At 53.1% G+C, this 8,919-nt stretch carries 3 protein-coding genes and 2 pseudogenes; all 5 read left to right on the top strand.

What is annotated here, in order from left to right; translation table 11 throughout:
• Positions 1-48: 48 nt before the first annotated feature.
• Positions 49-6,213 (top strand): annotated as a pseudogene (locus ACIOWE_RS07790) (DUF637 domain-containing protein); the annotation flags it as partial.
• Positions 6,213-6,671, top strand: coding sequence for a hypothetical protein (locus ACIOWE_RS07785; protein ID WP_401389428.1), 459 nt, complete (start codon positions 6,213-6,215; stop codon positions 6,669-6,671). The pseudogene ACIOWE_RS07790 and the gene ACIOWE_RS07785, both read left to right, overlap by 1 nt.
• 123 nt (positions 6,672-6,794) lie before the next feature.
• Positions 6,795-7,965, top strand: a pseudogene (locus ACIOWE_RS07780) (IS4 family transposase).
• A 138-nt stretch (positions 7,966-8,103) separates the two neighbouring features.
• A complete protein-coding gene (locus tag ACIOWE_RS07775; RefSeq protein WP_401389425.1) occupies positions 8,104-8,472 on the top strand; it encodes a hypothetical protein in 369 nt (122 codons plus the stop codon).
• Positions 8,473-8,498: 26 nt separating this feature from the next.
• The gene (locus tag ACIOWE_RS07770) at positions 8,499-8,912 is read left to right on the top strand and encodes a hypothetical protein (protein ID WP_401389422.1); all 414 of its coding nucleotides are present in this window, start codon (positions 8,499-8,501) and stop codon (positions 8,910-8,912) included.
• Positions 8,913-8,919 lie beyond the last annotated feature (7 nt).

Raw genomic sequence — 8,919 nt, 5'->3', positions numbered from 1 at the left:
CTGAACGCGGACAGCTGGACCAACAGCAGCGTGATTCAGGCGGGGCGGTTGACGGTGAATGTCGGCAATTTTGTGCAGACGGCGAGCGGGCAGTTGCTCGCTTCCAATCAATTGGTGGGACGCGGTGGCAACTGGACGAATGAAGGCTTGGTTGCCAGTGATGGCAGCCTTGATATCCAACTGACTGGCAATTACGGCGGCAATGGTCGAACGAGCAGTCTGGGTGATCTGCAACTGGACGCCTCCACCCTCAACCTGACCAGCGCTACGAGTATCGCGGCCGGGGGCAATACGATCGTAGGTGCGCGCGGTGGCTTGGCGAGCGTCAACAACTATGGCCGCCTCAGCGCCGCCAACAATCTGAGCCTGAATGCCGGCACCATTAACAACTACGGCACGTTGGCAGGCGCGTCGGGTATGAAGCTGACGGCGTCATCACTGCTCAACGATCAGGGCGGGTTCCTGTTCAGCGGTGGCGACATGAAGCTTCGCGTGGGCAGCTTCAGCAACAAGAAATCCGATGTTTACAGCCTCGGCGGAATCGACATCGCGCGGGACGATGCCGGTAATCGCGCAGCGATGGTGGAGAACCTTTCCGGGACGATGGAAAGTACCGGCGACTTCTCGATCAAGGCGGATTCGATAGTTAACCGCAGAGACCAGTTCAAGACGGTTTCCGAGATGTACTCGTCGGATATTGGGGTGCGTTGCTATTCATGTGATCAACTTCCGCTCAATTGGACAGATCTCCAGGGAGGCAAACTACCGTCTCACCTGGTCTGGGAGCAGAAGTTTAAGGTCAGTATTTCGGAAGGAGAGAGTTCCAAAGCCGCGTCGATTACTTCCGGAAAAAACTTTGATGTTGCTGGTGGATCGTTCCTGAACTCGAATTCGTCCATCGCCGCGTCTGGAAACATCAATATCAATGTGGCCAACTTCGAGAACTCGGGTACCGCCACTGGCGATTACGTCTCCCGCAAATACGTCAATGGAGGGCTTTCTGTTGCTCAATGGAACGAAGTCGTTGCGTACAACATGTACAACGATGCGGACTACAACAAAGATCTGCATTTCTGGAACGCCAACGAAGACGATTCACGGGTAGTTTCCAAGGTCGTCAGATATGGGGCCAAAGGCGAGGCGGACAACTGGTTCCAGACGTTTGGCTCGACCATCATTTCTTTGAATAAACAGAGTCAGGCCGTCAGGTTCGGAGATTCGCTCTATTCCTCGGGAGCCAGAACGGAAGCTCCAGACTTCATAAAGAATGCCGTTTTCAGTGAAAAGATCGTCACCTCCGACCCTTCAGGGTTCGCCTCGGCGATCATCCAGGCCGCCGGCAATGTCACCATCAACGCCAGCAACAAAATCAGCAATGGAGTTGAAAAAGCCTACAGCGCGGGCGCTGCCGGGACCTCTCGTAACGCCAACACTGGCGCGACCGGTACTGGCAAACCCACCGTCATCAGCCTCAACAGTCAGCTACCACCGGACCTGGCTCAGCAACAGGTCAACCCGCTGACATTGCCCGGCTTCAGTCTGCCAGTTGGCGACAACGGCATGTTCCGCCTGAGCGGCAAAGGGGGTAGCGAACAAACCTTGGTACCTGCGCGGTCCTGGACCATCGATACGCTGTCCGGCGAGTCGACACGTCATACGGTCGGCATGCCTGCTCGGCCGTCGACCCAGTTCCAGTTCGACAATAACGACCCGGTCTCGGTGAAAAAACGCGACCTCGCGCTGAGCGATGCAGCCTCGCTGAATCTCAACGACAGAACCGCTCAGTTCAACGTGGGTGCAACCGCTGCTGACGGACCCGTCGGCGTGCTGCTGCCCAACCGTGGTAACGCGCTGATCTACGCACCACCTGTCAAAGGCCTGCCCGACACCAGTGTGCGGTCCAACCCGCACAAATACCTGATCGAAACCAACCCGGTTCTCACCGACCTGAAGAAATTCGAAAGCTCGGATTACCTGTTGCAAAAACTCGGCTACGACCCGGACATCAGCGCCAAGCGTTTGGGTGACGGTTTCTTCGAACAGCGGATGATCCAGCAAGCGGTCGTCGAGCGCACCGGTCAGCGTTTCATCGACGGGCAGAACTCCGACGAAGCGATGTTCAAGTACCTGATGAACAACGCCATTGCCAGCAAGGATCAGCTCAACCTGTCGATGGGCGTCACCCTGACCGCGCAACAAGTGGCGGCACTGACCCACGACATCGTCTGGCTCGAAGAGCACGAAGTGAATGGTGAGAAAGTGTTGGTGCCAGTGCTGTATCTGGCTCAGGCGAATAACCGATTGGCGCCGAACGGGGCGTTGATTCAGGGTAACGACGTGACGTTGATTGCCGGTGGCGATCTGGACAACGCCGGTACGCTTCGGGCTTCGAACAACTTGTCTGCTACAGCTGCTCTCGATATGACCAACAGCGGTCTGATTGAGGCAGGCAACCGTCTCGAATTAATGGCCGGTAATAATATCGTCAACAAATCGGGCGGCATAATCGCCGGGCGCGACGTCAGTATGGTGGCGCTCACCGGGGACGTCATCAACGAGCGTTCAGTAACGGGTGCAGAGTTCAGTCAGAATGGTTATGCCCAGTATCGTGGTTATCTGGACAGTGCCGCCCGCATTGAAGCTGCCAATGATCTGACCATCAGTGCGGCGCGCGATGTAACCAACAGCGGCAGTGTCATGGCCAGTGGTCGGGACACCAGAATCGAGGCAGGTCGTGACGTCAATATCGTATCGGCACAACAGATAAGCATCGAAACCGGCGGGCGAGAGCGAAGTTCGATTACTCAAGTCGGCTCAAGCGTAAGTGGCGGACGCGATGTAGCAGTGAGCGCTGGCCGTGACTTCACTGCGATAGCCAGTGCGATTGATGCCAAGCGCAACGCTGTCATTCTGGCTGAAGGCGATGTGACAGTGGCCTCAGGTGCCGACGAAAGTCATTCTTACTCGAAGACCAAAAAGCTCACCACGCAAGAAGATCACGTTAAACAAGTTGCCAGCACCATAACTGCCGGCGGCAACGTAGCGATCCGTGCAGCTAACGACCTCGCATTGATTTCGAGCCGTATCACTGCTGGCGATGAGGCCTATTTAGTTGCTGGAAATAATCTCGACGTGCTCGCGGCACAAGACAGCGACTATTCGTTATACGACAAAAAGAATAAGGGGAGCTTCGGCAAGAAAGAGACCCGACGTGACGAAGTCACCAAAGTTACTCATGTCGGCAGTGAGATCAACACCGGCGGCGATCTGGTATTGGCAAGTGGTGGTGATCAGCGCTATCAGGTTGCAAAGCTGAACAGCGGTAAAGATCTGGTTCTTCAAAGCGGCGGTTCAATCACCTTTGAGGGGGTTAAGGACCTCGATCAGGAAAGCCATCAAAAAAGCAGCACCAGCATGGCCTGGAACTCCATGAACGGTAAGGGGCACACCGACGAAACCCTGCGCCAGAGCGAACTGGTCGCACAAGGGAATCTGGTGATCAAAGCTGTTGATGGTTTGCATATCGACGTCAAAGACATCAACAAAAAAACAGTCAGCGAAAGTATCGATGCGATGGTCAAGGCCGATCCTCAGCTGGCTTGGCTTAAAGAGGCCGAGAAGCGTGGCGACGTCGACTGGAACTTGATTAAGGAGACTCACGAGTCTTTCAAGTACAGCAGCTCGAGCCTGGGCCAAGGTGCGATGCTAGCAATCATCATTGTGGTAACGGTGCTCACGGCAGGCGCGGCGAGCGCTGCTGTTGGTAGCGTTGCGGGAGCTGGCGTCGGAAGTGGATCGGCAATGGCAGCGGCTGGTAGCACCGCTATGGTCCAGGCAGGCACCGCGGTGGGGACCGCAGCAGCTGGTTGGGGCAACGTGATGGTTTCCAGCGTTCTCACTTCGATGGCCGGTTCTGCCGCTGTGAGTACGATCAACAACCGTGGGAATGTTGGTGCCGTACTTAAAGACATCACATCCAAAGACAACTTGAAAAACTATGCCGTCGGGGCTGCTACTGCCGGGTTTACCAGCGGTTATCTGGATGATGCGTTTGGCGTGACCGGCGAAAACGTCAACAAGGCTACTCACGGTTTTGATCTGAGCAGCCTTGAAGGTATCGGTAAATTCAGTGCTTATTCCGGTGCACAAGGATTATTCCAGGCGGGTGTCAGTACGGCGGTAAATGGCGGGAGTTTCGGAGACAATCTTGGTTCGTCAATGACTGCTCAGGCGCAAGCCGTTTTGCAGGCCGTGGCCTTCAACGCAGTTGGCGATTATGCGAAGAAACAAAAATGGCCTGATGGCAGTCTCCAGAAAACAATTCTGCATGCCCTCGTCGGCGGACTTCTGAGTGAGGCGGCAGGCAAGGGGTTCGCCACGGGTGCGGCGGCGGCAGGCGCCAACGAGGCGTTGAGCAACAGTTTGGCCGCAATTGTCAAAAACAATCCGAAGTTTCAGCTCACAGCATCGCAGTTGGTGGGTTTGACGGCGGCGGGTTTGGTAGGTGGGGACCTGCAAACAGGTATCGACATCGCCAAGAACGCTACTTCCTTCAACCGCCAGTTGCACCCGGATGAGATCAAATTTGCTTCCGATGATGAACGCGTAAATCGGTATGCCTCTGAAAGAGGGATTAGTGAAGATCAAGCTCGGACTGAGTTGCTACGCACGGCCGCAGCAATGGTGGACAAGGGCTGGAGCGCAGCCTTCAGTGAAAGCGACGGTAAGACCAATGCAGCGGCGAATTTCCTGCGAACAGAAGTTTCGCAGTCGCAGAATACGGGGTTATTCCGGGTCACTCTAGCTGACTACAACGACGAAAGGCTGGGCTTGAAGGAGCTGCTTAAAGACAGAGATTCAGTCAAAGCTCTGCTCGACCACATTGCTTTGGTCGATCCATACAAGTATCGGCATGATCCAAGGTATCAAGCCGAAATCCTCAATGCCAAGGGAGTAGGTAGCGCTGAAGGCTTCGCGGCCGTCATGGAGGGACTTGTCAGTTCCAGTTCGAAATCAGCGTTGTGGGTGATGGGGGCCGTCAATTGCCCTAGTTGCGCTGCTACCGATCTGGAGGCAGCTTTTGACTCGGTCATGAATTGGCCGGAGGAAGTTCGGCTCAAGGGGTATCTGGATGTCTTGCACACCATGCAAGGCAACGGAATTGACGTTGTCAGGGCGAACGCAGCTGTGGCAACGGCTACGGGTGTCGGACTAGGGCTGGTGTTGGACGGTGGATTGAATGGTGGTGCAAAAGGCACAACGGGAACCCCTGTAACGAAGGGGCCTTGCTGCTTTGCTGCGGGTACGAAAGTTTCTACACCGCAAGGCGACCGCGTTATTGAGTCGCTCAAGGTGGGAGATGTTGTCTGGAGCAAGCCTGAGAAAGGGGGCAAGCCGTTCGCTGCTGCCATTCTGGCAACGCATCAGCGTTCGGATCAGCCGATCTACCGCCTCAAGCTCAAAAGTGTTCGTGGCGCTGGCGCAGCGGAAGGCGAAACCCTGCTGGTTACGCCGAGCCACCCCTTCTATGTACCCGCCAAACGTGATTTCATTCCTGTCAAAGATCTGGAACCGGGTGATCTGCTGCAGTCACTGGCTGATGGCGACACCGAAAACACCTCGTCCGAAGTCGAATCGCTTGAGCTATACCTGCCCGAGGGCAAAACATACAATCTGACGGTCGATGTGGGGCATACGTTCTACGTTGGCGAGCTCAAGACCTGGGTACACAACACTGGGCCTTGTGATTTGCCTCCGGATTATTTTGCGGGTGGTGAAAAAGCTACTGGTGGCGCTGCCGGAAAGGTAGACGAGGTTATTCCTCCAGGAATGGATCGCCCATTCCGTCCGGTTAACCCAGAGTTTCCGCCGAGCAAGTCTGTTGTTGATGCAATGGAGAGCCCGCAAATTAAAAACATGGTGAGTTGTTCCAGGACAGACTGTTCAGATATTGCAAGCAAGTTGTTTGATGCTTCTGGTGGTAAAGGGGCGGTTATTGAAGTTCGCCCTGCGAGAGCTGGCGATTTAAATGTTTATGAGAATGGAGTTAAAGAGCCGGGTCAGTTTTATCACCAGGTCTATACTGATGGTCGATATGTTTATGATCCACGGCTATCGTCCAACCCTATTCCTAAAGGGGATTGGGAGCAGCATATTAAAAATATTAACCCGGGCGGAGTGTCGATCTCTGATAAGTTGAAGGGGTTGAAGTAATGGGCGTGACTAGAGTTTTAGACTCGGAAGGTGAGCTGCTTAATATTCTTCATGACTTGAATGCACTTGAGTGGAGAAAATATGGGCAGCGTAATCCAGAGGTCTGGATACGTGATCATTTTGAAAGAGAGGATCGTTCGAGATTTCCTCCATATATAGCTTTTCGATTTGAAAAAGAAAATGAATATATTATCTCTATTTTGAATGAGCTGATTGGTTCATATAATGGCTTGATTTCTTGGGTGCTGATAGGTTGTGAGCGTTATGCGTCCTCTGGCATGAATTGGGTAATTGAGCCCGCATATATTAAGGAAGTAGAGACTAAAGCCCAATCTTTAGGGCACTCTTCTGAAAGCTATCTTGCCAAGTATGAGCCTGAGTTTGGCTCTACTGCCTTTGAAGACTTGGTTGGGTTAACTGAGTATATTCGTAAAAAATTCTCAGAATTGAACACGTAAATGGGGACAGGCCCTGAGGGATCCCCGATTTTTCTTACAGAAAATCAAGAAGTTGGAATATTGAAGAGACCTGCATGAGTCGGCAACTTGGTTTGCACCACACAAATACAAGAAACCGACCCCATGCAGGCCATCCGATTTTTACACAGAGCGCTCGCTCAAGCACTGCCCTCTATCCATTCTCGCCGCCTGACATCACTGATGAGTTGTGTCAGTTCGTTACTGCATGGACATCGCCTGACGCTGACCGCTCTTGGTCGTTTCATGACGGGCGCGCTTACCCCAAGCATTCGATCAAGCGCGTAGATCGGTTGCTGGGTAATCAACACTTGAGATCAGAGCGTCCATTGTTCTATTGGGTAATGCTTCGGGCATTGCTGGGTTCGTTGAAGCATCCTTTGATCCTGGTCGACTGGTCTCGAATTGACGCTTCAGGCACAGCCTTTTTGCTAAGAGCATCGATCCCTCTGGCGGGCCGCTCATTTCCTGTTTATGAAAGCGTTCACGAGTGCGAGAGCTGTCCCAAGTATCAAAACCGCCTACTCAAAACGCTGGCCGAATTTCTACCTGATGACTGCGTCCCGATTCTGGTCACCGACGCGGGTTTTCGGCGACCGTGGATGAAGGCTGTCGCCGCGCAGGGCTGGTTTTATGTCGCGCGGATAAGGAATCGCGAACTTTATCGTCGCGATCAAACTGACTGGCAACCGGTGAAGAATTTGTATGCTTTGGCTGCCGCCTCACCCAAGGCACTTGGTCGTGTGGAGATGACGCGAAGCGCCCCACACTTCATCGACTTGTACTGCGTACGGCACTGCGCCAAGGGCCGCAAACACCAACGCGTCACGGGTTCAATTGCAAAAAACAAACTGAGTCGACAGTCCGCCAGACGCGAACGTGAACCTTGGTTGCTTGCCAGCAACCTGGCTCAGCGCGAGTGGAATCCGGCAAAGATTGTGGCGGTTTACAAACGCCGTATGCAAATTGAAGAGGGCTTCAGGGATGTAAAAAGTGAGCACTTGGGATTGGGTCTGAATCTACACCGAAGCTACTGCTGTTGATTGCCGCTCTGGCCAATTACCTGCTCTTTTTAACAGGACTTCAGGCCCGAAAAAGTAACCTTGAGCGGCGCTATCAAAGCAACAGTCTCAGAGAAAGACGCGTGCTTTCATTGTGGCGACTGGGCCTGGAGTGTTGGCGTAGATGCATAGAGTTCGGAGGCAGCGAAGACTGGGAAACATTGGAGAAAGCTCTGCGTGATGAGGTGCATCATCAGGCACAGAGCTTGGAGTAGATTTGTGGGGATCCCTCAGGGACAGACCACGTTTAGAAGGTACTGCGAAAACGTAGTCTTTCCCCGTTTTACACTGATTTGATAATGCACGTGGTCTGTCCCGGTCTTATTGCGGGTAGAAGCCACTGGAGAACAAAAGTGCGGGTTGAAGGTTTGTTCAATCAGGCCAGAGGAATGGTCAAAGGGCTTTATTTTCACGCGATGGATGAGCTTGGGTTTCGTGCCGAGCAAGCGTTTGCCTATGCTCAGGATGAGCTGGAACTCTTGTTACGCAAAGATGCGCCCGGCCCGAATGCAATTCTTCAGACAGCCATTTATATGGAGGGACATCGTCGCGGTCTGAAGCTGTCGAAAGAAGATTCATACACGAGCGATATGTTGGATATTCTGGCGCAGACCTACAGCCAGTGCAGCGTTGAGAGTCTGCTTGAGGCAGATGTCGATGACGAGGAATTGAGGATTATCCAGTCGGACATGGAAACTGTACGAAAGCTTTTTCTTCTTTAGAAATAGCTAGGTGGTTTCTTCACAGGATGAGCCAAGCGACGATGTTTATTAAGTTTGATAAATTTATCGAGATGTTTGCTGATAAAGAGTACCCAAGCGATTACTGGTCTGATGTCGCCATCATCAACGCCTCCGAAATGCTGGATGGCTTTTCTGATGCGGATTGGCAGGAGCTATTGACAGTTGTAGACGGCAAAAGCGATTTCTGGATATTGCGGTTATGTGAGACGTTGGGAGACCCGGATGAAAGAGCACTGGTCGTATTGCTGAAAGTCACTTCACGTCAGGGCAGCCAAGCGATTTACCTCGCATTGGAATCGATCAGGTCGATGATCAGTCTGGGGCTGGACGTGTCGGCGTATGCGGATGAGATCAATGCGGCGACTGAACGTGCGAGGCAAACGACGGGGAAAGTGAGTTTGCTTTCGACTTTCCAATGAGGAGTCG

The sequence above is a fragment of the Pseudomonas sp. NPDC087598 genome, from assembly GCF_044743525.1.
In the GTDB taxonomy this organism is placed as follows: Bacteria; Pseudomonadota; Gammaproteobacteria; order Pseudomonadales; family Pseudomonadaceae; genus Aquipseudomonas.
Note: the sequence above shows the minus strand (reverse complement) of the source record. Positions and strands in the feature narration are given on the sequence as shown.

Excerpts from the sequence above, each read along its gene's own strand:
- ACIOWE_RS07770 (WP_401389422.1), top strand. The coding sequence starts at position 8,499 with ATGAGCCAAGCGACGATGTTTATTAAGTTTGATAAATTTATCGAGATG.
- ACIOWE_RS07785 (WP_401389428.1), top strand. The coding sequence starts at position 6,213 with ATGGGCGTGACTAGAGTTTTAGACTCGGAAGGTGAGCTGCTTAATATT.